The organism is Flavobacterium sp. FlaQc-28 (assembly GCF_044007415.1).
Taxonomy (GTDB): domain Bacteria; phylum Bacteroidota; class Bacteroidia; order Flavobacteriales; family Flavobacteriaceae; genus Flavobacterium.
Window position 1 is genome coordinate 303,551 of record NZ_JBIPCM010000003.1, and the last position, 24,168, is coordinate 327,718.

Here is a 24,168-nt window from a genome sequence, read left to right on the forward strand (position 1 = left end):
CAGCTGAAGCTGGACGATATTCAACCTCTTCCTTTAAATTTCTAGTTTAATATATTTAAAACCTAACGGGTCTTTAAAACCTATTAGGGAAAACTATTTCACAGAATAAGGTCTGTCTTTTACGGCAACTCCCCAAGTTTTTGAAGGTTTATCTCCCATCGTAAAAATTAACTCACCGCCTTTCATAATATCTGAATGAAGAATATAACTTTGAGTATAAGGTTTCCCATTTAAAGTTGCTTTTTGAATGTAAATATTCTTTGTACTGTTGTTTAATGCTTTTACGGTGAAGCTTTTTCCATCAGCTAAATTCAATGTTGATTCATCCATACTTGGGCTTCCGAAAACATAAATTCCATTGAATGGATTTACAGAATACATTCCCATTGCGCTCCAAATATACCAAGCCGACATTTGTCCAACATCTTCATTTCCGCACAATCCATCATGTTTGTCACTGTATAAATTATCTACGATGTAACGTACTTTTTCGGCTGTTTTCCAAGGTTGTCCTACGAAATTATAGAGATACGTAATATGATGACTCGGCTCGTTTCCGTGCGCATACTGCCCAATTAAACCTGTAATATCACTTGAAGCTTCTGCTCCCATATCGCCCGTAATGGTAAATAAAGTATCCAGTTTTTTTGTGAATGTTTTTTCTCCACCCAGCATTGCGATTAAACCTTCTACATCATGAGGCACTAACCAAGTATACTGCCAGGCATTTCCTTCGGCAAAATCATCTTTCATATGTGCCGATTTAAACGGATCAAAAGGTGTTCTCCATTGTGTATCGCTTACTTTTCCACGTACAAAAGTGGTAGAAGGATCGTAATATTTTTTATAGGCTTTTGAACGATTAATAAAATAATTATAATCTTCTGTTTTACCCATTTTTTTAGCCATCATCGCGATTGCTCCATCAGAGATAGAATATTCCATACCAATTGCTACTGATTCTCTCAAACTATCTGCAGGAATGTAGCCTATTTTTTTTACGAAATTCAATCCGCGGTCGTCCTGCATTGCTGTTGCTTTTACAGCTTCGAAAGCCAATTCTCCGTCAATTCCTTTGATGCCTTTTAAATACGCGTCAACCACAATCTGAATAGCGCTGTTTCCAGGCATACAATAAGTTTCATTCCCCATTAAATGCCAAACCGGAAGATGTCCTGTTTCTTTATAAATGGCCAACATCGAATTGATAATATCCGAAACTTTTTCTGTTTGCGTTAACGTAAGCAAAGGATTTGCTCCTCTGTAAGTATCCCACAACGAAAATGTGGTTAAATTGGTAAATCCTGCTGCTCTATGCACTTGTTTGTCTGAACCGTAATAATCACCATTACTGTCGTTGTAAGTCGACGGCGCAATCATGGTGTGATATAAAGCCGTATAAAATGTTCTCATTTTAGCAATATCTTTCGATTTTACCTGAATTTTATTCAATTCTTTGTTCCATTTTTCATCTGCTTGAACAGCAACTTTTTCAAAGTTCCAGCCTGAAATTTCTTTTTTTATGTTCATTAAAGCGTTTTCTGTACTTACTGCCGAAATTCCCACTTTAATTTTAATCACTTCATCTTTTAAAGTCGAAAACTGAAGTACTGCTTTGGCGCTGTCTCCCAAAACCACTTTATTAATCATCTCTTTTGTATTGTTGTACAATTGGATTTTTTTAGCTGGTTTTGACAAAACTGCTGCAAAATAAATACGTTGATCCGGCGCCCAGCCTTTCGAGAAACGATATCCTTCAATCAAAGTATCATTCTTTACTTTAATATAAGTGTCTACCGCTTTGTCCCATCCAATTCCTTCTACCAAATCTAAAACGATATGTGATTTATCTGAAGCAGGAAAAGTGTATTTTTGAAAACCAACTCTTTCAGAAGCTGTCATTTCAGCTTTGATTCCGTTTTTCTTCAAAATAACCGAATAATAACCCGGTTTTGCAACTTCATCTTTATGATCAAAACCTGAGATATAACCGTTTTCCATATCCTTGGCGGTTCCTTTTTTCAAATTGATTTTACCAACGGCAGGCATAAAAAGTAAATCGCCAAGATCACCAATTCCGGTTCCGCTCAAATGTGTATGTGAAAATCCGATAATAGTTGGATCTGAATAATGATATCCAGAACACCAATCCCAACCTTGTGAGATATTTACAGGCCCAAGCTGAACTGCTCCAAAAGGAACATTTGCGCCCATAAAAACGTGTCCGTGAAATCCTGTTCCAATAAAAGGATCTACATATTGCGTTAAATTTTGTTTACTAGTCTGACCTTGCATTTGCAGACAGCAAAGTCCTAAAATTGCAAAAAATGTTGATTTTAAATTTTTATTCATATTTCTTTAATTTGATATATCCTTCTGTAGTAACATCTGAAAAAGTTTTTGCCGCTAATTACACTAATTAACACTAATTTCTAGCGGAGCAAACTTAAGCTACTTTACTCTTGCATCTATACTCTTGCTTCTTGCTTCTCTCCTCTACTTCACAATCTCAAAACTACCTTCCAACATTGTATCTCTTGAATTCGATCCAATTTTCAATGTGTAGTTTCCCTCATATATTCTAAATTGTTTTGTAGTCTCGTCCCATTTTTGAAGCTCTTCCAATGGAATCTCTAATGTGATTGTTTTTGATTTTCCTTTTACCAACGAAACACGTTTAAAAGCTTTCAGTTCTTTTAACGGCATTCTATTAACGTTCGGATATTCTACATACACCTGAGCAACTTCATCAGCATCATAATTTCCTGTATTAAAAATTTCGATTTGCATTGAAATTTTCTCTGAATTCAATTTCACTGTCTTAGGTCGTCGAACCCAATTGTAACCAAAAGTGCTGTAACTTAATCCAAAACCAAAAGGATATTGTACTTCTTTATCAGAATAACGATAGGTTCTTCCCGCCATTGCATAGCTGTTATAATCAGGTAAATCACTGAACGATTTATAGAAAGTAACTGGTAAATGTCCTGATGGAGAAACTTTTCCAAAAAGAAGATTTGCCAAAGCTGTTCCACCTTGTTCTCCCGGATACCAAGCAAAAACAATGGCATCTACATAAGGCTCAATTGCCGAAATATCTACTGCGCTTCCACCTGTTACTACTGCTACAAGCGGCGATTTAGTTCCTTTACGAAGTGCTTTTATATATGCAATATGCGACGCTGGTAAATCCATGTTCTTTCTGTCTCCTTTACCATCAGCTAGAAAAGCATCGCCTTCTTCGCCTTCATAAACTGGAGTAAAACCAATTACAGCAATCGTTAAATCAGCCATAGAAGCTGCCCAAACACCACCAAAATTCTTTGTATCGGTAAAATCGCAGCCCATGTCGTATTCTACACGAGTATCAGGATCAACAGCACCTGCAATACCTTCTACAAAATTTACGGCTTTATCTGTAATTCCGTGATAATTACCTAATAAAGCGTCTAGCGAAGCTGCATTTGGTCCAACAACTACCATCGATTTATAATCTTCCTTTTTCAGCGGAAGTAATTTTGTTTTCTTTTCCCCTACTTCTCCATTTTTCAACAAAACCATGCTTTGTTCTGCCATTTTTCGGCTTAGATTTCTATGATAGGTATTTGCAATACTGTCTATACCATATTTTCTATACGGATTGTCTTCTGGTTTGTCATAAAATCCTAATTTGAATTGTGTACGTAATGTTGGAGCTAGTGCATTATCAATATCTTTTTGAGTAATTAATTTTTGATTCAATGCATTAATCGCATCTTTTTGCAATAATCCACTGCAATCCATATTTACTCCTGCTTTAATTGCTTCAGCAGCAACAGTTACGCTGTTTGGCAGGGTTTTATGGCTTTCGTAAATATCTTGTAACGCCCAACAATCGGTAACAACATGACCGCCAAATTTCCATTCGTCACGTAAAATATCTTTTAACAAAGTTTTTCCAGTACAGCAAGGTTCTGAATTTACGCGATTATAGGCGCACATTACGGTTTCTACTTTTGCATCAACTAATTTTTTGAAAGCGTACAAATAAGTTTCTCTCAAATCTTTTTCATCTACGATAACATCAATCGAGTGTCTGTTTTTTTCGGGGCCGCTGTGTACCGCAAAATGTTTGGCACAAGCCGCCGCTTTCATGTATTTTGGATCTGTTCCTTGTAAGCCTTTTACATAAGCTGTTCCCATTTTTCCTGTTAGAAAAGGATCTTCTCCATAGGTTTCCTGACCTCTTCCCCAACGCGGATCTCTGAAAATATTAATGTTTGGTGACCAGAAATTTAATCCCATATATTGCAAACGGCGATCTTTGGCTACAGCCATATTGTTTTTGGCTCTGGCTTCGGTTGAAATAGCATTTGCTACCTCATTTAATAAATTATCATTAAAAGAGGCTGCCATTCCTAATGCTTGCGGAAAAACAGTTGCTTTTCCTGCTCTTGCTACTCCATGCAGTGATTCATTCCACCAATTATACTGCGGAATATCCAATCGTTTTACGGCTTTACTTTCAAATCCTAATAAAGATATTTTTTCTTCAATCGTCAATTGTTTCAATAAATCATCTACTCTTTTATCTATTGATAAATTTTGTTTTTTATAGGCAAATGTTTTTTGCTGTGCGGAAATAATTCCTGCACAAAAGCAAAAAATCATTACGAATCTAAAGCTTATTGAACAATTCATTATAGAGATTTTTAAATTTTATAATTGTACTTCTTATTTTCCTAAATCGTTTTACTAATCAAAGCAAATAGTTACAAAATTCAGTTATACCAAGTGTTTTTAAAAACCATAACTTCCTTTGTTTCAAAGAATCAATGTTCTTTGCCATCACTTTATTTGTAATATTTCGGAAATTTAAAGATAAAATATCTTTTTGATTAAATAATACTCCGATTTTATCCAAATTTAAGTTACAATTGCCTTTACTTTTAGTTAAAAAAACAGAAAAGAGATATCTCTTACGAAATATCTCACTTACATAAATGCAATCCTAAGGTAAGATTAAACAAAATCCAATTCTATAAAATAAAGTGAAGTTGATAATTATCTTATCTACTTCACCTTTCTATGATTTTCTTATTTATTCAGATTTTCGAACATTACGATCGCAGTATACAAAACTCCTGCTTCACCTCTAAAAGTACCTGATCCTCTTGGCTCATTTTTTATCGAATACCATTCGTAGAAACCATTATTGTCTTTTACTCGTTTAAGCATTGGCTGTACTTCTCTGTATGCTTCTTCAATATATCCGTATTTAATTAATTGCTGAATTGTTCTTGCTCCAAACCAAGTCCAGTCACCGCCATTTTGATAACTGTAAACCGGATTCATAATTTTGTTTACAAAAAAACCATTTGGATAAGGTGGATAAAGGGTTAAACCAATAGACGGTGCTCCTGCCTCTTTTACTCTTTTTACCATTTCGTCCAAAGAAGCTTTTACTTCGGCTTTACTCAATAATCCTGCTTCCATTGCAACTGTTGTTCCTCCAAAATAGAAGATATTATTCTCATCAAAATCTGCTGGAAATGGCGAACCATTTAAATACAAATGCGGAATATATTTTTGATTTTTAGCATCCCAAAGGTAAGTTCTTGTATTTTTTGCAACATCAATTTTAATTTTATTCCATTTTGCTTTTGTTGATGGAATTATTTCCATCATATTGTTCAAAGCCACTATAAACATGGCGTTGTCGTAAATATCGCAAGCCATATGCGTATTTCCGTCAAGATCAACTCCATAACCTTCTTCTGGCTGTACATCTCCCCAATCTGCTGTTGTGGCACCTGTAATTAAACCGTATTTTTTTGAGTAACGGTTTTTCATTAAAAAGTCCATTGACCATTCTAACCTTTTTGCTACGGTTTTATCTCCAACCTTTTCTGCTAAGATCGATTTATCGCCAGTTAACTGAATGTATTTGTAAACTGCTTGAACCAAAGAAGTTTCCTGATCTGTTTCAACTGTATTTTTATGAGCTGCATATCTTGGTTCTAATTTCGAATACGAAAAATCAGTTTCTCCCGCCCCAATCTGTTCTTTAGGAGTGTAACCGTCAATAATGTTTCCGTCATCACCCTGCATTCTAAAAAACACTAAAAGATTCTCTTTTATATCTTCTTTTTTAGTGACTTGTGCAGCCAGTTCTATAAAAGTATTATAATCTCTAATCCAAACTTCACGGTAGCCATCTCCAGCATTTACGCCAGTTTTAATTACCTCCAAAGCTTTCTTTTTTACGAACGCCATATTCTGATCGTTCTTGATTTTCTCCGACATTTTTTTTTCAATCGGCATTTTTGGCTGTGCTGTAAGAGTCAGCATAAAAGCAAGTGCCGCTGCTGACGAGAGTATTTTTTTCATGTTTATTTATTGGAATTATTGTTTGTTGTTTTTAATTTATTGTTTAGAGCATTTTATAAAAACTTACTCACTTGTACTCATTGACGGCGGGGGTGTTCTAGTTCCCCATTTCGTGTTTGGTTTAACTCCCATTTCAAAAAATAAGGTTCCGCCATCTGTTAGTTTTTTGCGGTCAATCCAAGCATTTTCTATTTTCTCTCCGTTGAAAGATGCTGATTGAATGTATTTGTTTTTCTTCGAATTATTTTTCGTTTCTATTATCAATTCTTCGCCTTTATAATATTTTTGATCCAGCTTAATGGTTACTTTATCAAATAATGGACTTCCGAATTGAAAGGTTGGATTCATCGCCGCATGTCCCTGAACATCAAATAATCCCATTGAAGCCATTACAAACCAAGCCCCCAATTGTCCTTGATCTTCATCTTGACCAAATCCGTAACCGTGAAGAGGTTCTGCTCCGTAGAATTCATCACAAATTGCACGAGACCATTTTTGCGTAAGCCAAGGTTTTCCTGAATAATTAAACAGAAAAGAATGGTGCAGACAGGGCTGATTTCCGTGGTTGTATAGCCTTTCTAATCCTGAGAAGCTGTCAATTCCTTTTCCACCTCCAAAAGTCGATTTTTGACTTTCATTGAAAGTGGTTTCCAAACGTTTGTTGAATAAATCCAATCCTAAAATTTTAATTAATCCTGCTGGATCTTGCGGTACGTACCAAGTATATTGATAAGCATTTGCTTCTTGGAATCCTCTCCAGGCTTCCATCGGATTAAAGTTTTCAATGAATTTACCATCTTGATATCGAGGTCGAATAAACTTGGTTTCAGGATCAAAAATATTCTTCCAGTTTCCTGCTTGTTGTGTTAATTTTTTATAATCCTCTGTCTTACCTAAAGCTTTTGCAAATTGAGAAACTCCATAAGATGTATATGCAAATTCAAGGGTATGCGATGCGCCAAAATTAAATACCCATCCATTGGCAAGTGTGGTATCTTTTGACGGAATGTAACCTTCTTTTACAAAATAGGCCAAATCATATTTTCCTGAACCAAATGGACGTTTACTATAACCTGTTTCGTTTTTATAAGCAATTTTATAGGCTTCTTCAACATCAAAATCCCGAACACCACTATTATAAGCCGCTGCAATCATCAAACCAAAACAGTTGGTTTGTACGCCATTTGCATGCGCTCCAGCTGCAATTCCATCGTGCAGCCAGCCCGTTTCTTTTGCAAAATCAATATTAGATTGAAGATATTCACTCAAATAATCTGGGTAAGTCAATGCCCAAAGCTGTCCTAAATTCCAAAATCCGCCCCAAATTCCATCTGTATTGTAATGATTGTATTTTGGCTTTCCATTTTCATCTAATGGTATTTGACCTATTTTTCCATCATGTCTAGGATAAGTACCCTTAGCATCACTTGCTAACCCACGTCCTAAAAGAGCATGATACAAACCTGTGTAGAATTTTACTTTATTGATACTGTCTTTCGTTTCAACTTTAATTCTACCTAATTTCTCGTTCCATTTTCGATGTGCCGTTTCTTTTACTGCATCAAAAGTTTGTTCGGCTGCTTCTGCTTTCAAATTTCCTTTTGCATTTTCGATACTGGTATACGAAAGTCCCACTTGCATTTCGACAACTTCTCCTTTTTTGGTTACGAAATTGATATACATTCCGTTTCCAGTTCCTTTCGTTGCTCCCTGACCATCAAAGGTTTTATCTTCTACAAATGAACCAAAGGACTTCGGCGTTTTACTAAGCTGAATTACAAAATACATTTTCACTCGCTTATCAGGGTCGCAAAATTTCAAATATTCAGGAAAAGTTTCTATTGTTCCTTCTAAAGTATTTTTTCCAGAAAGTTTCATCTCTGCTTCGGTAACACCGCTGCTTTCACCCTGACGATGACCAATATCAAAAATAATATGTGATGCTGCAGATTCAGGAAAAGTATAACGATGAAAACCAACTCTTTCTGTAGCCGTCAATTCTGCTTTGATTCCATATTCTTTTAAGAAAACAGAATAATACCCCGGTTCAGCATATTCTTCTTCTTTATCAAATGTTGATCGATATCCTGTTTCAGGTTTTTCCAAAGTTCCTGGTATTGTTTGCAATTTTCCCGTTATGGGCATTGCTACCAATCCGCCAATTTGAAACTCGTGAAAATGTCCAAAACCTTCAATTGAATTATGACGATCGTCATAACCGCAAGGTGCCCAGCTTCCGCCGCTTCCATAAGCATTGGTATGCGGAGCCAATTTAGCCATTCCGAATGGTAAAGAGGCTGGCGTGTAAAAAAACCAACGCCCGTGTACAGAGCCTATCTGCGGATCGACCCAAGCTGTTGCATTAAAATCATCTTTTTTCTCCGAACAAGAAAAAAGCGAAATGATCATTGCGAACAATAGTATTGTCTTTGAAATTGTTTTCATATATCTTAAATTTAATATCAAGGCATTTTTTTAAAATTGGAACGATAGATTTCTGACGCTGATTAAACGGATTCGCTATCGCGAAAACGCTGATTTTAACCGATTTTAACCTATTGGAAACACTTACTTCTAACACATAGAAACATAGCTTTTACAACCGAAAGTTAGGCGTTTCACTTTTTTTAAAATACACATAGCTATGCTATGTGAAAGAAACGTGTTTCTTTTTGTCACCTTTTTTAGGCATAAAATCTATGTTTCTATGTGTTGGATTATTTTTTTGCAATTACACCCAGCGGGTTGATTTTATATCTTCAATATAAACTCTGAAACACCGCTTCCTGCCATTTTTATTTCATCTGAATTTGCTTTTTCCAAGCCAGTTATTTTCTCTATAATTGATTTTGGCTGCAAAGATTTCCATACAAATTTTGTTTGTTGTTCTGAATCTTCCGGATTAAACAGGCGCATTAATATCGTACCATCCTGATTGGGCGTTAAACTAGTTACCACAATTCTGGAATTGGTCAATTCAAAAAGATTTACGGGCAGTTTTACATCTTCTTTTATCGTCATTGCAATCAATGGCTGTGTAAACTCTGCAGCTTCTTTTTCCATCGTTGTTCTATCAGTTGTTTCATGAGGACGAAGTGCATATTTAAAGTTTACAATTCCCTCCTGATCTGCTTTGTAATTGGTGTGCCAATAATTGTTCATGACGTAGGAGAACCATGTAGAAGTAGGTTTCTCCGTTTTTTTCCATTCCTTATAATTAGGCACTGCCTCTTTTCTTTCATCAACCATGCTGTTCGGTTCTACCAAAGGAGCTTCTAAAAGCATCCATTGCACTCCTTTATTTCCTGTCGAAACGTCTACCCATCTTCTTCCGTAAAGAAAATCCATATTTGATCCTGCCAATTGATCTTTCAAAAACTCAATTGTTCCGTAACCTGCATCAAGTCTAGTTGTTGTTAATTGTGTATTGAATGGGTATCCAAAATGAATACCTTCTTTGCTACGAATGGCTTTTTTGTCTAAAACATTATGTATCAATACTTGATTACTTCCGCTGTAAAGCGAAATAATTCGCTCCAATTTATTGGCTCCCGGAGCATCAGATGTAATTGAAACTGATGTTACTACTGGCCCGTTTTCCAGCGTTTTAACTTGAACATTTGTATTCGTTTTTGCTTCCTCAGGATTTAAGCCGGGAACGTACCAATAGCTGTTTAATCCTTGTTTGTTGAAATCTCCGGCGTAATTAAAATCTGAAATGGTTTTTAGATTCGTAATACTCCCGTTAGTTTTATCCCAGCCAAATTCAATTTTTCCGTTGGATAAAGAATGATCTCCCAAAACAAACTGATTTGTAAGATCCGATTTTGTTTTATCTGTAATTTCATAAAATGCAGTTCCTAAAGCAGGAACATCAGCAGCTATAAAAGCATATTTTCCGTTGCTCAATTGCTGTAATGGCGTAATTTTTCCGTTTGCATCTTTTACTGATTTCCCTTTTAAAGTTGTTTCAATAAGCACCAATCCAGTTCTTTTCCAAGATGACGTATTGAAAACAGCAATTTTCTTAGATTTCGAATTGTGTATGGTTTCAAATAAGTTTTTCTCTAAGGCATTAATCTCAGTATCAGCGTCGAGCATAAACTGTTTTTTTATGCGCCATTGTTCTGTTACAAAATGAGAATCTGGATCAGATATACTATTGTGTGCTCCCCAAGTATGTTCGTGAAACATTATAATATTTCTCCAAGCTTCATAAAAGTTTTGCTGATCGTATTTTTTAGGCTGCAACATGGTATAAAGTGTGGTTAATTGCTGCAAACGCAAACTGTTAATTCTATTTTTTCCTTCTTCCTCCGCTGTCGAAAGTGCTCCATCCTCCCAATAAGGGGTCAAATCGCCTTTTACAGTTGGTATTTTATCGCCGTATTTTTTCTCAAAAGCTTCAAACATTTTATCGGCAGTGTTGAGAATTAATTTTGGAGAAGCATATTTTTCATTCCATTTTTTTACAAAATCAGATGCATTCGGTTCAATTGGAGCATTGTCTGCAATAATATTAAAACGCCATTGCACCATATCGTAGGGATAATTGTTCGCCGTTAATTCATTTAAGTAATCTGCAATTTTCTTCGCTCCTCTTTCATAAATATCACCCGGCTGCATACCATGCCATGACGAATATCCTTTGGCTCCAGCCCAAAACAATACTTTATCCTGCCCTGAAGGCGACGACCACCAAACAGGTTTATCTCCCCAATTTTTAAGAAAATGTCCTGCTCTGTCTCCTCTATACGGATGATCTAATCCCATAAAATTAGAACCTATAGAAAAATACTTTACACCTCCTTTTGAAAGTGCCGTTACGGTTGACCAAGCAAATCCAGGTACATCAGAAATCATTGCGCTGTTTATGGTAAAACCAAATTCTTTGCGCAGTTTAGCAGCATAATCTGTATAATGAAACATCTCTTCAGCCTGACTCATTCCGGTAAGCATATTTACATATAATGCCGAAAGCAGAATGTCACCATTTTTTACTGCCGCAGTAAATTTCTCTTTTTGAATCGGTGTTGCTTCTTTCAGATAATTTTCGACTGCCCAAATCGATTCAATGTTCCATTTAAATTTTGCTTCTTCTGGATACGATTTTGTTTTTTCGATCATTTCGAGTGCATCATCGATATTTTTATTGTGCACTTTTACAATCTCAGGCTGTAAATGTGAATAACCGATATCGGTATGAGAATGATGCAGTAAGTGAAATTCTCTATAAATAATAGGTTTTACAACAAAAAAATCATCGATATACATTTTGCCGGCAAGTTTAACCTCTACTTTTATTTTTTCCTCTTTTGTAACGGCTGCAATCGGAATGTCAAAATTGTTCATTCCATCTTTTGCGGTATAAGTGTAATTTTCTTTTCCGTTGATTTTTACATTTACTGTTTCGTCTTTACCAAAATGCAAAACACTTAAAGCAAGCGTTTGTGTTCCATTTTTTAAAAGAAAAGGCATTGGAGTTACTTTTACATTTTCTTCAAATGCAAACTTGAACGTCATAAACCAGTCGTTACTGTTTTGTTTTTGACCAACAATTTTAATTCGTACAGCCTGCCCAGGTTTCACTTTACTGGCAGGAAGACGCAAATATGCATATCCTTGAGAGTCGTTTGCTCCATCCAGTTTTATTTGCTGAAATGCCAATGCCGATCCGTCATCTGTTTTAAAAATCCAGTTTGTTTTTTGATTTCTAGGTAAAGTCGTAAAAGTCAACATCTTTTTTCCGTCTACATACAAATCAAAATTTCGGTCTCCGCTGCTTGATCCTGACGAATGTCCGGCAACCCAGCTGAAATAAACGTAATCGTTTTTTATCACTTTTGGAGCGGGAGCTGTTTCCCATTCTATTGTTTTATTGCCATCCGTCGTTCTCGTTAAAAGTGCAACAGTTGCATAATCCTGAAAAGCCGAATTATAGGTAATATTCTCTCCTGTAATTTCTTTTCCAAAACCATTAATCCAATTTATTTTTCCGAAAAAAGGAACTTCTTTTTGTGCAAAAAGAGATTGTGTCACGATAAGCAGTGAAAAGAAAAAGAATAGTTTGCTGCTATTTTGTTTTTTTGAATTCATAGGTTTTAATCAATTATGGTCTTGTTATTTCTAATTCTTTACTCGATTTAAGCAAAGCAGATAGATTTGCCACGATGTCTGGATATTGAGATGCGAGGTCATTTTTCTCTCCAATATCTTTGCGTAAATCGTACAATTGCGGCTGCGGATCGTTTCCTAATTCGATATTTACATCACGATCAATGCGCGGCCCTTTTGAAGGTTCAATGTACTTCCACTTTCCTTGAATAATCGACAATGGCCCACCTTGCTCAATCAAATACGATCTGTCTTTTTTAGATTTACCCGTTAGTTGTGTTAACATATCAAAACTATCTGGTGCATCGTCATTTTGCAGTGGTTGTCCTGTGAGTTTTGCTAAAGAGGAAAATAAATCTACATGACTTAACAATACTGTTGTTTTTTTATCATGCTGTACATTTTGCGGCCATTTTACAATAAATGGAACTCTAGTTCCTGCTTCAAAAGCACTATATTTTCCACCGCGTAATGGTCCTGATGGTTTATGACTGCCTAACATTTCAACAGCTTTATCCATATAGCCGTCATTTACAACAGGTCCATTGTCACTGCTAAAAATGATCAGTGTATTTTGACTAAGTTTCAGGCTGTCTAGTGCTTTTACTATTTCGCCAACTGTCCAGTCCAGCTGTAATATAGCATCACCTCTAAGTCCCATTCCGCTTTTACCTCTAAACATACTATGTGGATAACGAGGTACATGAATATCGCCTGTCGCGAAATACAAGAAAAAGGGTTTTGACGTATTTTTCGATATGAAACTAATCGCTTTTTTGGTAATATCACCTGCTATGTCAGCATCTTTCCAATACGCGCTATGGCCGCCGCTCATATATCCAATTCGGCTGATACTGTCTACAATTGTTTCATTATGTCCTTGACCTGGATCAGGTTTCATTCGCAATTGCTCTGGGTTTTCTTTTCCAGTTGGATCATTGCCTACTTTTTCTTTATAACTAACCGTTATTGGATCTTTTGGATCAAGATTTATTACTCGTCCGTTTTCAACATACACGCACGGAACTCTATCTAAAGTTGCGGGCATAATAAACGAATAATCAAAGCCGACTTCTTTGGGACCCGGTTTAATTTCGGTATTCCAGTCAATTCCATTTGTTCCCAATCCTAAATGCCATTTTCCAATTACTGCTGTCGTATAACCCGCCTTTTGCAGCATCGAAGGAAGAGTTACTTTGTTGGTCGGGATAATTAATGAGGCATCTCCCGGAGCTATTCCAGTTCCTTTTTGTTTCCAAGGATATTTGCCTGTAAGTAATCCAAATCTCGACGGTGTGCAGGTAGCAGAAGTCGAATGTGCATTGGTAAATTGCAATCCTTGTTTTGCCAATTTATCAATATTGGGTGTACTGATTTTCGACATACCGTAGCAGCTTAAATCACCATACCCCAAATCGTCTGCATAAATTATAATTATGTTGGGCTTTTGCTGCGCCCAAATCGTCATGTTAAAAACTAAGGCTATTGATAATAGTGAAATCTTTTTCATACTATTTGGAATATTAAATGAGATTGTAAATCATAAAAAAAACTGTTGGACGCAATTTTTCTAAACACATAGGAACATAGATTTTATGTGTAATAAAAGAGACAAAAAGAAATGCATTTCTTCTTATATATAGCTATGTATATTTCAAACAAGTGAAACACCTTTTTAAGCAACCAAGAGCTATGTCTCTATGTGTTTAATTTTTTTATAAATACAGTTTATACTTTCTCAATTTCTTTTAGGGTTTCTTCTTTTACAGCTGCTTTTACAGCTGCTTTTAAATCTAAATTCCATGATTTTTCGATTTCTTCAAGGCTTTTTCCTTTGGTTTCAAATAATTTCTTTTTGGCATAAGCAAAAGAAAGAATACAGAAAAAGGAGAAAATGAAAAATGTCGCTGCGATACCAAATCCGTCTCTCATCATAGGAAATAACAAATTCACAATCCAATCCGAAACCCACATGGTCATAATGCATATCGACAAGGCTGTTCCTCTGATATGTGTTGGGAAAATTTCTGTTGAGATTACAAATTTTAATGGCCCAAGGGAGAATGCAAAAAACAAAAGAAATAGAATGATGCAAAACAGCATAAACCAGCCTGTGATATTCATCATGAAGCAAAAACCTGTTAACGCCAATGCAAAGGCAGCACATAACGAACCAAAAATGTACAACGGTCTGCGTCCCCAGCTGTCTACTTTAAAAATAGCCACAAATGTAAAAAGCACATTCGCCGATCCTAAAATTACTTGGTAAAACAATGCATCACTGGTAACAATTCCAGCCGATTTTAAAATTGTAGGTCCGTAAAAAATAACGCCGTTAATACCGCTAAACTGTGACAATGCAGTAAGCACCATAGCCAAAATCAATAATTTTCGTAAAGGTAAACGAAGCAACTCCTGAATGCCGCCCGATTTTTGACTTGCCATTTCTTTAATAGAATGCAGTTCTAATTGTGCTTTTTCGTTTCCATTTATTCTGTTTAGTATTTTAAAAGCTTCTTCATCGAGTCCGAATTGTACCAGCCAGCGCGGGCTTTCCGGAACTATCAACAGTAACAAACAAAATGCTGCTGCAGGAATTACGCCAACAATAAACATTCCGCGCCATACATTTTCAACAAACAACCAATGAAGCAAACCTTCGCCAGCTGCGGAATGTGATACTGCGTATTTTTGAAGGAAAAAATTACTGATATAAGCAGCCAAAACCCCAACGGTTATAGCAAGTTGGTAAAATACAACCAATTGTCCGCGTTTATGCGAAGGAGCTACTTCAGAAATATAAAGCGGTGAAACATTCGAGGCTACACCTACTCCCATCCCGGCAAGAACTCGGAATAAAATTAATATTGAATATTCTTCTGAAAACGCAAAACCTACAGCGCTGATTAGAAATAATATGGCTGAAACGAACAATACTTTTTTTCTTCCAATTTTATCACTTAAATAACCTGAAAAAGCTACCCCTACAATACAACCTAATAGAGCGCAGGAAACAAACAATCCTTCTTGTGCTGATGATAAGCCGTACTGCATTTTTAATGGTTCGATAATTCCGCTGACAACAGCCATATCAAAACCGAATAAAAAACCTCCTAATGCGGCTATTAATGTTATGAGCGATATGAAATAATTGGTTCCTTTGGTTTTCATAATGTTTTTGGTTCTTAGATAGTAGTTATAGTTATTGGTATTCCTGTGATTTTAATACAAAAGGCTAAATGGTGGTTCATTTAGTTAGCTTCCCTTGAGTTTTAACACCAGTTATCTTTTACATACGAAACCACTACAAAGGCTTTTTTACTGCCTATGTGATTGATTTTATATTTTGGAACGTTTGCCGGAATAACAAAAGTTTCGGCGTATTTGAATTTTTGCGCGTTTTGACCTGCAGTTACTTCAGCAATTTCACCTTCGACCAACATACAAATATGGCATTGTCCTAAGGTTTCAATTTCAATCTCGCCTGTAAATTCATAGCGGTCAACGGCATAAAAATGTTCTTCATGAGTAGGCAGATTTACTTTTCTGCCATTCGAAAATTCTTTGTTTACAATTGGTTTCGAAATAAACTCCTTTTCTACTCTTTCTCCTTTTCGATCAAAATAGACGTTTTTAAATCCGTGTTCTACATTGATCGGACGCGGTTTTCCGTCTAAACCGGGACGAACCCAATCGTACATTTTAAAAGTAAAAATATAAGGTGTACTGCTAATTTCCAGAACCATATTATTCTTGCCCGAAGCATGAATGGTCCCGTTAGGAATTAAGTATAACTCGTGTTTTTTCGCTTTAAATTTTTGCACATATTTTACAATATCAATTTCTTCAGCTTTTTCCTGAGATTCTATTAATGCTTCTTTAAATTCGTCTGGATTAATATCCTCTTGGAATCCCAAATACACTTCGGCATCTTCTTCGCAATCTAAAATATAATAGGTTTCGTCCTGCGTAAATGCTTCTCCAAAATTCTCCTTAATGTATTCTGGACGCGGATGACATTGTACAGAAAGGTTTCCTCCATCGAAAGTGTCTAGATAATCAAATCGAATTGGGAAATAATTTCCAAAACGATCAGCCGCTTTTCCTAACACTTTCTTATTATCATGAAATAGTAGAAAGTCAAAAGAAACTTCTAGTAAATGATTGTTTCCCTCAAACACAATTCCGTTTTCTGGACTAATTAATTCAAAAGACCATGCATAATTTACTTCGTCTTGATTTAAATCAGTAATATTCTTTTTCATCCAATCGCCGCCCCAAACTCCAGCTTCAAACCAAGGACGTGCACGAAGCGGACTTTCCAACATTAGATTCAATGCATTTCTAAAATCACTTCCTTTCATCCAGGTAATTTCATCAATACGCTGCTCATCAATAATCACATCCATTTTTGACAATAAGCGCTCTTTATGAATATTTAAAACCGGCCATTCTATAAAATACATTCTTTTATAAATCTGAGAATATACTAGAGTTTCATTAGTACCGATATTTTTTGCAGCACCGGCTCTCATTCGATATTGAATTTCATTTTTTGGAACATCAACATAAAGAAGCAGTCCTTCCCAATTTGATAATGAAGCTCCTGTTCCATACACTATGCAGATATCAGCACTTGTGTCAGGTTTTAGTTTATTTAGTTTTTCGGCTTCGAAGAAATCAGAAAGTTCTCCTAGATATTTTTTTCCAAAAACAGGGTCATCTCCATTAAGGTTTGGCTCAATCATTTTATTGATTTCTTCGCTTGATTTTAAGCAGGAATCAATATCGTACCAAAGCACATTTTTCTTTTTTTCGATCAAAGCCGAATTCAAATGATGTTTGAAATTTTCCCAAAGAACGCCGCCAAATCCATCAATAACAACAACCTTTTGTCCCGCTATTTGATTTGCTAAAGCCTCAAATCCCACAAAAACTTCTGAGTTAGCAGAAAAAGAAGGAAAAACATTGTATTCTCCATTTTCTTTTATAACGGCTTGTACAGGCAATAACGGTTGTGTGGTTTTTCTTTTAAACTGAATAGATTTTTCCATTTGTATTTTATTTTTCTTATCTGCAATAATTGTCGCTCCTCTAAGAATACTCAGCTCGGCGTCATCGCAGAAAATAATATTTACTTTTATTTTTAATTCTTTTAAAGTTTCTTCTAAAGCGGGCATAAATAATGCTTTGGCTTTCGAAATATTGCCGCCTATTACCAGTTCTTCGCATCTAAATTTTTCAAACCAAGGAAAAAGAAATGTTCCCATGTTTCGACCAAAATTGGTGAAAACGGTTTTTGAAACTTCAGTGTTCAAATTTGCAATTGCTTTTACTGACTTAATACTTTCTCCAGTAAGTCGTTTATATTCTGCCAAAAGCCAGCGGACTGAGAAATAATCATCAGCTTTTTGTTCTAAAAAAGGCTGATTATAAAAAGCACCGCCTTTTGGAATGTCAGGATGTTTTTTAATTAGTTCGCCGTCTAACATTATAGCAGAACCAAATCCGGTTCCTAAAGTCACGAAAACAGTTCTCGCACTGTTTAATTTATGAAGGAAATAAGCACCTTCTGCAAAACAATCGGCATCGTTTGCAAAAACAAAAGGAACATTTTTCAAACCTGTACTATTTTGTAATGCCTGCTGCATGTGAATTCCAAAGGTTGTTTCGAATTTTCCGCCAACCCCCAAAACTTCACTCACTCCTTTATCATAATTAAAAGGCCCAGGAAAAGCAATTCCAATCGTATCAATAGTATTTGACTGACTCAGAACTTCTTCAATAGAATTAGAAAGCACAGAAATAATACTGGCTGCATTTTCTTTTGAATTGATTTCTTTTCTAATTAAAGTCTGCGGCAGTACATTAACTATGTTCTTATCAATAATACTTACCGTAACATGACTTCCGCCAACATCAATTCCTATCTTTTTCATTCTGTTTTAAATCGTACGTTTGATTTCGATTGTATAGGTAAACCAGTCATTTCTATAGTAACAAATGTTGTATTCGATTGGTTTTCTAGCGGTATCAAGAACAGCTCTTTTTCTTTCTAGAACAGGCTGATTCTTCTCGATTTTTAATAATCCTGCAATACGTTTACTTGCCGCAATAGCTTTTAATTCTTCTTGCGAATACACAGGAACGACATTGTATTTATTACCCAATATCTCGTATAACGGCATCTCAAAATTCTCATCGATTGAAAGCCCGATTCTTGGATGAAAATAAGATTCGAAATATACCATAGGGCTGTCATCAATACTTCTTGTACGCTGCAAAAGCAAAACTTCATCACCTTCATTAATCTGCAGGTACTTGGCAACTTTAGCACTGGCTTTAACCATTTCTACATTCAAAGAAAGATTCTTAAACTCTAATCCCATATCCTCCATCTCGTGAGTAAAACTCATCCAGTTGTTCAGATTGGTTGTGATTCGATTTTGAGAAACTCTTGTACCAGAACCTTTTTTACGCACTAATAGTTTTTCGTTTACCAGAATAGCAATCGCCTGACGAAGCGTATTACGAGAAATCCCCCAGCGTTTAGCTAAATCCACTTCTTTTGGAAACAATTCTCCATCTTTAAAATCGGGATGTTTGATCAATTCGCGCAATAACTCCTCCACTTGTTTGTGCAATGGAATTTTGCTGTCGTGATCTAATAACGGTATTTTGTTCATATGTTCATACATATGACAAATGTACTCGTTTTTTATTACGAACAAAATTATTTTAAAAAAAATCTAATTAATTGATTACTAAACATTTTTAGTAAAAACCTTTTCTTACTAAAACGATACAGTAAATTCATTGATTATCAAGTTATGAATCTAAAACAGTGCCTTTTTTTGCTAAAAAAAGTTACTATGTTCCTATTAGATCTTAAAATTTTCTATCTTAGCTTTTGCGAAAAACGGTATAAGTTTCAATTGTACTCCTCTATTTTTTAATTTTCAAAACACCATGAAACTGCATTTTTAATTCTGATTTCATTTTAGATTTGTAATTTTATTAAATCGATTTAGCTAATTGCCATATATTTGATTTTCAAACCAACCAATTCAGTTTCTTCAGGATTAAACCAGAAGTACAAATAAACCAAACAAATCATAACATGAAAAAAACACTATTTGCACTCTTTTTCTTTTGTTCAATCTCTATCTCTTTTGCTCAAAAAACGGCCAAAGCAATAAAAATTACTTACCAAAGAAGCTACAACGGAAAAATCAGCGAAAACCAAGATCCTTTGCTTTTGTTTACTTCTAAAGACTTAAGTTTAATAACATCTGATAAAATCACACAGCAAAAAGCGGATTTACCTTTTGAACAGACTTTTGTTGATTTTAACACCAAAACTATTCTACAATGGGCACAGCTTAAGACAAATAAATCAATTCTTGGTCAGGATAGCGAGGCTCTGGGAAAACAAAAGTTTGAATTTAGTAATGAAACTAAAAAAATTCTGAATTATACCTGCAAAAAAGCTATTACATCTGTAAACTCAAATAAAATAGAGATTTGGTATACCAACGAATTGGGTTTAAAAGGCGGACCAAGTGTTCTTGGACAAGATTTAGGTTTAGTTCTAGAAGCTAATCGTAACGGCAATTCTATTGTTTCGGCTTCAAAAATCGAGATTCTAAAAACGGTTCCTGCTATTTTAAAAGTACCTGCTGTACCATCTGTTGACCAACTGACTTATAAAGATTTATTATGGAAAAGTCGCTTCACTAATATTTCAGTTTTCGAAAAAGAGCAAATTAACTTTTCGTCAGATTCAAAATCAAATGACAGCATTCTTCGATTTGCAAGCGGTACTATAATTGTTCGAAAAGTAAAATTTCCTGAAATAAAAAACGGAAGTGCCATTTTTGTTGATGTAACGCAGCAATCTAATGGTGATGCTTACGACAGAACAGGCTCTGTTTTTATGATTCCAATGGATAAAAAAAGTTCTTTTCTTGATGGATTAAAAAATGGTGCGAAAACACTTCCTGTATACGAAAACGGAAACGGCAAAAAATATCAAGGTGTCGCAGCAACAGATGATTATGCTCCACTGTTAGAATTAATGCGGTTTTTTACGCCTTTTGGTGTAAAACATTTCAACTATTTACAGCTTAAAAATAAGGTTTGGCAAGACAGTGTTTTCTATCGTCAGGACATTTCATTATTACAGCCAAAATTGAGCAATCAGGAAGTTTATATCGGAATGTTTATTGGTAATTATGATGCGGGCGGACACAAAGCTAGTTTGAATATTTCTATCCATGAGGGTGAGGACAATAATGAAAAAGGCGATTTTATTTTGCCTTTATTCAATACCCTTAATGTAATGGAAATGGCAGGGCAAGATTATGCTACGATGTTTGATAACGAAAAAGGTCTGGAAATGACTTTTGAAGTACCGCAAGGATACAAAAACTTCAAGTTGAGCTATACTACAACTGGTCATGGAGGCTGGGAAAATGGTGACGAATTTTTGCAAAAAAAGAATTCAATATTTATCGATGGCAAAGAAGTGTTTGCATTTACACCTTGGCGTACAGATTGCGGTTCGTATAGATTGAGTAATCCTGCTTCGGGCAATTTTGGAAATGGTTTATCGTCATCAGATTTAAGCCGTTCAAACTGGTGTCCAGGAACAACAACGAATCCAAATTTAATTGATCTAGGAAATCTTACACCTGGAAAACATACTATTCGCGTTTCTATTCCAATGGGAAAACCAGAAGGAACTAGCAGCAGCGCTTGGAATGTCTCGGGATTTTTGGTTGGAGAAAGGTAATTGATAGTTAAACTTAGATAATATCGACTTATTGCTTAAAGAGAAGTCTTTATATATTTAAGCTTCAAAAAAACTAAAATTAAATAAGGATTTAGAATTATGACTTTTATTGGATACACTCTCTTTTAAATTGTCATTATTTTAAATCCTTATTTAATTTTCACTATTAAAACCTTACTATCAAACCACCTAACTTCAAAAAACATGAAAAAAATCACACTTTGTCTGCTGTTTTTCTCAATGAGCTTGACGGCAATAATGGCTCAAAACTACACTCCAACCGAAGGAAACCTGAAAAACAGAAAAGAATTTCAGGATGATAAATTTGGTATGTTTATTCACTTTGGCCCATACAGCGTTTTGGGCAACGGCGAATGGATTATGAATAATCAAAATATCAAAGTAACGGAATACGGAAGATTGATTAATGTTTTTAATCCACAGGATTTTGATGCAAAAAAATGGGTAAGTATTGCGAAAAGTGCTGGAATGAAATACATCACTTTTACTACACGTCACCATGATGGTTTTAGCAATTTTGACACGAAATTATCGGATTGGAAAATTACAAATACGCATTTTAAAAGAGATTTACTAAAAGAACTGGCTGATGAGTGCCATAAAGAAGGAATCAAATTATTTTGTTATTATTCGCTTTTAGACTGGACTAGATCTGACTATCAATATGAAACTGGAAAAACAGGAAAAGGAACTGGCAGAACTCAAAAAAGCGATTGGGAAAGCTATATTCTCTTTATGAAAGGTCAATTAACAGAATTACTGACTAATTACGGAGAAATTGGCGGTATTTGGTTTGACGGTCATTGGGACCAATTGGATAATGATACGGATAAAACATTACAGTCAAAAGTAAACTGGCATTACGACGATATTTATAAACTGATTCATACTTTACAACCTAATTGTTTAATTTCAAACAATCATCATCTTACACCTATTCAGGGCGAAGATTTTCAAGCTTTTGAGAAAGACTTACCTGGAGGAAATTCTACTGGATTTGGCGGACAATCTGTTTCTCAACTGCCTTTGGAAACTTGCGAAACCATGAACAATTCTTGGGGATTTAATATCAATGACCGTAAATACAAGTCGACTAAAGATTTAATTCATTACTTAATCAATGCAGCTAGTTTGAATGCTAATTTCCTTTTGAATGTTGGTCCAATGGCTGACGGAACTATTCAGCCGGAATTTGTTGAAACGTTAAAAGAAATTGGAGTTTGGATGGGTAAAAACGGAAATACAATTTACGGAACGAGAGGCAATGTAATGAAGCCGCAGGATTGGGGTGTGTTTACTGCTAAAGATAAAACTTGGTTTGCACACATTATCAAAGCTCCTAATCAGACTGATTATATTTTTATTCCTGAAATGAAGCAAAAAATTAAAAAGTGTTATTTGATGGACGGTAAAAAAGAACTAAAATTCAAACAACAACCTGAAGGAACATTTGTGTATTTAAATGGAGTTAAATTCGATGCAATAGACACCATAATCGAAATGCAGATACAATAATTTATAGGCTCAAAAGATTTAACAAGCTTATTTCCAATATTTTTAAAATTAATTAGTACAATCATGTTAAAAAAAGTTATTCTCTTTTCTGCAGTTGCTTTTATAGCGGCTGAAAAAGGAACTGCACAATCTACATTTTCTGCTGAGAAATTTCTTAAGCACGACACTTATTTGGCTTCAGATAAACTGGAAGGTCGTCTTGCAGGAACAAAAGGCAACAACGAAGCTGCGGCTTACATTAAAAAATATTTCAAAAAATTTGGATTAAAAAAATTCAATAACAGCTATTATCAGCCTTTCAAAATATTCATGAGACCTGATATTAATAAAATAAAATCAGACAGTGTATCCACACAAAATGTTGTTGGATATCTTGAAGGTTCAGATGAAAATTTGAAAAACGAGTATATCGTTATTGGTGCGCATTATGACCACTGGGGATGGGGTGGAAAAGGTTCTGGAAGCAAGAAAAAAGACACGCTGGCCATTCACAATGGAGCCGATGATAATGCTTCCGGTGTTTCAGCACTTTTATCGATACTAGAAGAATTTCATCATAGTAAAACTGCTCCTAAAAGAAGTATTATTTTTATTTCTTTCAGCGCTGAAGAAGAAGGTTTATTGGGCTCAAAATACTTTGTAAATCACTTACCTGTCGCTAAAAATGCTGTTAAAGTAATGATTAACATGGATATGGTTGGAAGATTAAACGACAAAAAAGAACTTTATATGGGCGGTGCAGGAACTTTTCCTGATGGTGTTGAATTGATGAAAAAACTAGGCGAAGGCAGCGGACTAAATCCAGTTGTTTTTGCCGGCGATGTGGGTGGTTCTGATCATGTTACATTCTACAAAAATGATATTTCAGCTATAGGTTTGCATACAGGCGGTCATCCCCAATATCACACACCAGAAGATGATACTGCATTGATCAACAGTGAAGGTGGTGCATTAGTCTCAAAATACATTTATAATGCGCTTGTTTCGATTGCCAATTACGAACAGCCTTTAACTTTTATTAAGCAGAATTAAAATGCTTTTAAATTCTCTTTGACGGCCTATTTTTTTAACCGCTAAGAGCGCTAAAATTTACGCAAGGTTCACAAGGTTTCACTATTACTTTATGAACCTTGCGTTTTTTTCTTTGTGTACTTTGCAGTTAAACTTTTGACTAATCCTTAACTTTTACACCTGACCTCCTCTTTATTATATAATAAGAAAAACTAAAGGAAATCATTTAAAAACAAAAATCGGCGGACTACAGTCAAATTAACTGCTAGTCCGCCGATTTTTTTTGTGGTATAATTGTATACCCCGAACAAAAATTCTTTTTATAGAAAAGATTAAGCTCTAAA

12 protein-coding genes are annotated in these 24,168 nt (G+C 35.2%); 3 read left to right on the plus strand and 9 right to left on the minus strand.

Annotated elements, in window-relative coordinates; all coding sequences use genetic code 11:
- Positions 1-93: 93 nt before the first annotated feature.
- From ACHRVL_RS10875 to ACHRVL_RS10915, 9 genes are all read right to left on the minus strand, one after another.
- Positions 94-2,352, minus strand: coding sequence for a GH92 family glycosyl hydrolase (locus ACHRVL_RS10875; RefSeq protein ID WP_395412638.1), 2,259 nt, complete (start codon positions 2,350-2,352; stop codon positions 94-96).
- Positions 2,353-2,496: 144 nt separating this feature from the next.
- The gene (locus ACHRVL_RS10880; protein WP_395412640.1) at positions 2,497-4,680 is read right to left on the minus strand and encodes a glycoside hydrolase family 3 N-terminal domain-containing protein; all 2,184 of its coding nucleotides are present in this window, start codon (positions 4,678-4,680) and stop codon (positions 2,497-2,499) included.
- Between the two features lie 396 nt (positions 4,681-5,076).
- The gene (locus ACHRVL_RS10885; protein WP_395412642.1) at positions 5,077-6,369 is read right to left on the minus strand and encodes a hypothetical protein; all 1,293 of its coding nucleotides are present in this window, start codon (positions 6,367-6,369) and stop codon (positions 5,077-5,079) included.
- Between the two features lie 63 nt (positions 6,370-6,432).
- Positions 6,433-8,814 carry a GH92 family glycosyl hydrolase gene (locus ACHRVL_RS10890; RefSeq protein ID WP_395412644.1) on the minus strand — a complete coding sequence of 794 codons (2,382 nt, stop codon included), beginning with the start codon at positions 8,812-8,814 and terminating at the stop codon, positions 6,433-6,435.
- Between the two features lie 306 nt (positions 8,815-9,120).
- Positions 9,121-12,465, minus strand: a complete 3,345-nt coding sequence (locus ACHRVL_RS10895; RefSeq protein WP_395412646.1) for a glycoside hydrolase — start codon at positions 12,463-12,465, stop codon at positions 9,121-9,123.
- Positions 12,466-12,478: 13 nt separating this feature from the next.
- Positions 12,479-13,993: an arylsulfatase gene (locus ACHRVL_RS10900; protein WP_395412647.1), complete on the minus strand. Its 1,515-nt coding sequence runs from the start codon at positions 13,991-13,993 to the stop codon at positions 12,479-12,481.
- 218 nt (positions 13,994-14,211) lie between these two features.
- The gene (locus ACHRVL_RS10905) at positions 14,212-15,654 is read right to left on the minus strand and encodes a sugar porter family MFS transporter (RefSeq protein ID WP_395412649.1); all 1,443 of its coding nucleotides are present in this window, start codon (positions 15,652-15,654) and stop codon (positions 14,212-14,214) included.
- 101 nt (positions 15,655-15,755) lie between these two features.
- Positions 15,756-18,422 (minus strand): ROK family protein, encoded by a 2,667-nt coding sequence (locus ACHRVL_RS10910; RefSeq protein ID WP_395412650.1) that lies wholly within the window; start codon positions 18,420-18,422, stop codon positions 15,756-15,758.
- A gap of 6 nt (positions 18,423-18,428) precedes the next feature.
- Positions 18,429-19,169: a GntR family transcriptional regulator gene (locus ACHRVL_RS10915; protein WP_395412652.1), complete on the minus strand. Its 741-nt coding sequence runs from the start codon at positions 19,167-19,169 to the stop codon at positions 18,429-18,431.
- Positions 19,170-19,603: 434 nt separating this feature from the next.
- Between ACHRVL_RS10915 and ACHRVL_RS10920 the strand changes: the two genes are divergently transcribed.
- The 3 genes from ACHRVL_RS10920 (at position 19,604) to ACHRVL_RS10930 (ending at position 23,845) form a co-directional block, all read left to right on the plus strand.
- Positions 19,604-21,277 carry a GLPGLI family protein gene (locus ACHRVL_RS10920; RefSeq protein ID WP_395412653.1) on the plus strand — a complete coding sequence of 558 codons (1,674 nt, stop codon included), beginning with the start codon at positions 19,604-19,606 and terminating at the stop codon, positions 21,275-21,277.
- Between the two features lie 204 nt (positions 21,278-21,481).
- Positions 21,482-22,813 (plus strand): alpha-L-fucosidase, encoded by a 1,332-nt coding sequence (locus ACHRVL_RS10925; protein ID WP_395412655.1) that lies wholly within the window; start codon positions 21,482-21,484, stop codon positions 22,811-22,813.
- A 63-nt stretch (positions 22,814-22,876) separates the two neighbouring features.
- Positions 22,877-23,845 (plus strand): M20/M25/M40 family metallo-hydrolase, encoded by a 969-nt coding sequence (locus tag ACHRVL_RS10930; RefSeq protein WP_395412656.1) that lies wholly within the window; start codon positions 22,877-22,879, stop codon positions 23,843-23,845.
- The last annotated feature ends 323 nt before the right edge of the window (positions 23,846-24,168 follow it).

Excerpts from the sequence above, each read along its gene's own strand:
- ACHRVL_RS10875 (WP_395412638.1), bottom strand. The coding sequence starts at position 2,352 with ATGAATAAAAATTTAAAATCAACATTTTTTGCAATTTTAGGACTTTGC.
- ACHRVL_RS10880 (WP_395412640.1), bottom strand. The coding sequence starts at position 4,680 with ATGAATTGTTCAATAAGCTTTAGATTCGTAATGATTTTTTGCTTTTGT.
- ACHRVL_RS10885 (WP_395412642.1), bottom strand. The coding sequence starts at position 6,369 with ATGAAAAAAATACTCTCGTCAGCAGCGGCACTTGCTTTTATGCTGACT.
- ACHRVL_RS10890 (WP_395412644.1), bottom strand. The coding sequence starts at position 8,814 with ATGAAAACAATTTCAAAGACAATACTATTGTTCGCAATGATCATTTCG.
- ACHRVL_RS10895 (WP_395412646.1), bottom strand. The coding sequence starts at position 12,465 with ATGAATTCAAAAAAACAAAATAGCAGCAAACTATTCTTTTTCTTTTCA.
- ACHRVL_RS10900 (WP_395412647.1), bottom strand. The coding sequence starts at position 13,993 with ATGAAAAAGATTTCACTATTATCAATAGCCTTAGTTTTTAACATGACG.
- ACHRVL_RS10905 (WP_395412649.1), bottom strand. The coding sequence starts at position 15,654 with ATGAAAACCAAAGGAACCAATTATTTCATATCGCTCATAACATTAATA.
- ACHRVL_RS10910 (WP_395412650.1), bottom strand. The coding sequence starts at position 18,422 with ATGAAAAAGATAGGAATTGATGTTGGCGGAAGTCATGTTACGGTAAGT.
- ACHRVL_RS10915 (WP_395412652.1), bottom strand. The coding sequence starts at position 19,169 with ATGAACAAAATACCGTTATTAGATCACGACAGCAAAATTCCATTGCAC.
- ACHRVL_RS10920 (WP_395412653.1), top strand. The coding sequence starts at position 19,604 with ATGAAAAAAACACTATTTGCACTCTTTTTCTTTTGTTCAATCTCTATC.
- ACHRVL_RS10925 (WP_395412655.1), top strand. The coding sequence starts at position 21,482 with ATGAAAAAAATCACACTTTGTCTGCTGTTTTTCTCAATGAGCTTGACG.
- ACHRVL_RS10930 (WP_395412656.1), top strand. The coding sequence starts at position 22,877 with ATGTTAAAAAAAGTTATTCTCTTTTCTGCAGTTGCTTTTATAGCGGCT.